Here is a 2,316-nt window from a genome sequence, read left to right on the forward strand (position 1 = left end):
TCAGGGACGGATAGCTGAAGCTCTGGCGCAGCAGGGCGGCAGCGTCTTTCGTACCGCCCTCGTCCCGGCTGCTGCTGAAGATGCCGGCAAGGTGTTCGAGAACGTTACTGAGCATGCTGATCTCCTGCGAATAGTGTGCGCAGCACGGTGTTCATCACGTCCTGTAGCAGGAAGCTTTTGCCCGCGCCGGTGGTGCCGCTGATAATGAAATGATGACCGCATGAAACATCCGCCTGCAGCAGACTGATACCGGGCCAGCCCCGGTGATGCAGCGCGGCCGCAGACGATGCGGGCACCCGCTGCTCATGCGCGGAACGGAAAGAAAAGCGCTTTTTCATTACTCCCCCTCGCTGATAACCCGGAAATCTTCGTCCCAGCGTGATTTCTGCTTCACGAACTCCACCACGGCGGGCTGATGGAAACTGTCCTGCTCGTCGACCCACGGCGCGATCCACAGGCGCTGCGTCGCGTCAGGAATGCGGCGGGCGTCTACCTGTCCCGGCCCGCTGTAGTCACCCGGCACCACCGGTGTTGCTGCGCGAACCGGCACCGTGGATGTCCGGAGACTGTCTGCGGTCGCGCCCTGCCCTTTAACCGGACGCGCGGCAGTCGTTGGCACGCTTAACGGGCGGTAAGGGTTAACGGCGGGCTTCATATTGCCGGGCGTCGCCAGCGCCTCAGCGGCAGGCTTTGGGCCGGCCTCCTTCTGCGCGGTCAGGTCGTCGAGGCTTTTGCCTTTTGATGCCAGTTTGCTGGCGTCAGACATCGACAGGCACTGGTCCGTGGCGGTTTTGTTGCAGTCAAAGTCAGAGTTCATGCCGGCGCAGCCGGTCAGCGCCGCGCACAGCAGTGCGCACGCAAAAAGTTTCTGCATGGGGGGTATCCTCAGTGGCGGCCTGGCCGCAGCGGTATTAAAAGTGAGTGGTGTGGGTTAAACGAATGGTACGGGTTGCCCTGGTGAAGGCACAAAAATTCGCGATTCAGTCTGTATGCTTCTTTTTCATAAAGGTTTGCACCATCTGCAGGTCCTTAAGCGCATCCTCGCTCATAACGCGATGGCTGCTGGCAGCGGGTACGTTTTTTACCGGTGCTTTTATGCGTGCCCAGACATCTGCGCGCGGTGTACCCGGTGAAACCTGGCGGATGACGTCAGCAATGTACGCCGCCAGCCGCTCAATCGTGACGTCAGCGAGTGCGGGTACGTACCCGGAATTCTCTGCCAGCGGGCGAATTGCCGCATCCGGAACCGGTCGCGTGTTAAGTCTTTCAAGCCGGAACACCATATTGCCGGCGGGATGCGTTACGCGGATGAGCAGCGCTTCCGGCGGGGTGACTGTTTTATCAGGAACCATAGGCACCTCAGATTAAGAGATAAGGTTAAAGAACCAAGCCGGAAAGGTGGAGCAGCAGCGCCGCACTGGCCAGACAGGCGCTGGCGGCACTCGCGATGGCCAGCCGCTGGAAGCTCAGCTGCATACAGCCTCTGTCTGAGTACTGTCTGCGGCCAGACGGTGCTGAATCACCTCGATTTCGTTGAGCAGCGCCGCGAGCTGGCAGCTGCTGGCCTGCGTCCTCCACGCTTTACGGTAGCGGAGCTGCAGCGCGCAGAGCCGGATACGCTGCTCCCGGCGGGTGCGTTTATTCATGATGGCTCCTGCAGTCAGATTCCCCGCGCACATCCCGTTCACGCCCGGTGAAAGCAAAGGTCCGCCGCCGGGCGGGCATCGTGACGGTCTGCATCTCTTTATCAAGCCAGCAGGCAAGCATGGGGACCGAAATAAAACCAGCCTCAGCCACCACCTGCTGCAGTTCACGCCAGGCCCTGACGTCCCGGTATGGATAGACCGCCAGTCTTCCGGCAATCAGGTCCTGCCAGTTAAGCGGCTCCCGCAGCCGCATGACAACGGCGGCAGCCGCAACAACGGCGGGCATCACCATCAGCCAGCCGGCCCAGACCCGCCCGTGAGCGTATTCGCGCCAGAGCACGGCCAGGAACAGCAGTGCCATCATGCAGACAGCCAGCGTGCCGGCATAAGGCAGGTGGCCGTGCTCCCAGCTGGCCACCATGACCCGTATCTCTCCCAGCTGAGGGCGCCGGCGTTTCTCATCGGATAAGCGTGTCCTGATCATGCTGCCTCCTGCCCGGCGGCAGCCACCCGCCTGAACTTAATCCCTTCCGCACGCACCCGTCGCAGGTCAAGCTCAACCAGCCGGCCCATCAGGCTGATAAGCATCATCGCCCGCTTCGCCCCCTGCGGCTCATGCCATATAGCCGACAGCCCTTCGAACACGCCGCTCTCAATCACCAGGGCGTCA

At 61.7% G+C, this 2,316-nt stretch carries 5 protein-coding genes and 1 pseudogene; all 6 read right to left on the minus strand.

Annotation, left to right across the window (positions count from 1 at the left end; all coding sequences use genetic code 11):
* Positions 1-104 precede the first annotated feature (104 nt).
* On the minus strand, positions 105-338 hold the full coding sequence (locus CBW22_RS25490) for a hypothetical protein (RefSeq protein ID WP_088518218.1): 234 nt from the start codon (positions 336-338) through the stop codon (positions 105-107).
* A complete protein-coding gene (gene traV / locus CBW22_RS25495) occupies positions 338-874 on the minus strand; it encodes a type IV conjugative transfer system lipoprotein TraV (protein WP_088518219.1) in 537 nt (178 codons plus the stop codon). Before traV ends, CBW22_RS25490 begins: the two co-directional genes overlap by 1 nt.
* A 106-nt stretch (positions 875-980) precedes the next feature.
* Positions 981-1,352 (minus strand): hypothetical protein, encoded by a 372-nt coding sequence (locus CBW22_RS25500; RefSeq protein WP_088518220.1) that lies wholly within the window; start codon positions 1,350-1,352, stop codon positions 981-983.
* A gap of 114 nt (positions 1,353-1,466) precedes the next feature.
* Positions 1,467-1,646, minus strand: coding sequence for a hypothetical protein (locus tag CBW22_RS25505; protein WP_088518221.1), 180 nt, complete (start codon positions 1,644-1,646; stop codon positions 1,467-1,469).
* Positions 1,639-2,130, minus strand: coding sequence for a hypothetical protein (locus CBW22_RS25510; protein WP_141097388.1), 492 nt, complete (start codon positions 2,128-2,130; stop codon positions 1,639-1,641). Before CBW22_RS25510 ends, CBW22_RS25505 begins: the two co-directional genes overlap by 8 nt.
* Positions 2,127-2,316, minus strand: a pseudogene (locus CBW22_RS25515) (transcription/translation regulatory transformer protein RfaH); the annotation flags it as partial. The pseudogene CBW22_RS25515 and the gene CBW22_RS25510, both read right to left, overlap by 4 nt.

The sequence above is a fragment of the Pantoea sp. VS1 genome, from assembly GCF_002207995.1.
In the GTDB taxonomy this organism is placed as follows: domain Bacteria; phylum Pseudomonadota; class Gammaproteobacteria; order Enterobacterales; family Enterobacteriaceae; genus Pantoea; species Pantoea dispersa.

Bases quoted from the DNA above. Each gene is read 5' to 3' on its own strand.
- CBW22_RS25510 (WP_141097388.1), bottom strand. From the start codon at position 2,130: ATGATCAGGACACGCTTATCCGATGAGAAACGCCGGCGCCCTCAGCTG.
- traV (WP_088518219.1), bottom strand. From the start codon at position 874: ATGCAGAAACTTTTTGCGTGCGCACTGCTGTGCGCGGCGCTGACCGGC.
- CBW22_RS25505 (WP_088518221.1), bottom strand. From the start codon at position 1,646: ATGAATAAACGCACCCGCCGGGAGCAGCGTATCCGGCTCTGCGCGCTG.
- CBW22_RS25500 (WP_088518220.1), bottom strand. From the start codon at position 1,352: ATGGTTCCTGATAAAACAGTCACCCCGCCGGAAGCGCTGCTCATCCGC.
- CBW22_RS25490 (WP_088518218.1), bottom strand. From the start codon at position 338: ATGAAAAAGCGCTTTTCTTTCCGTTCCGCGCATGAGCAGCGGGTGCCC.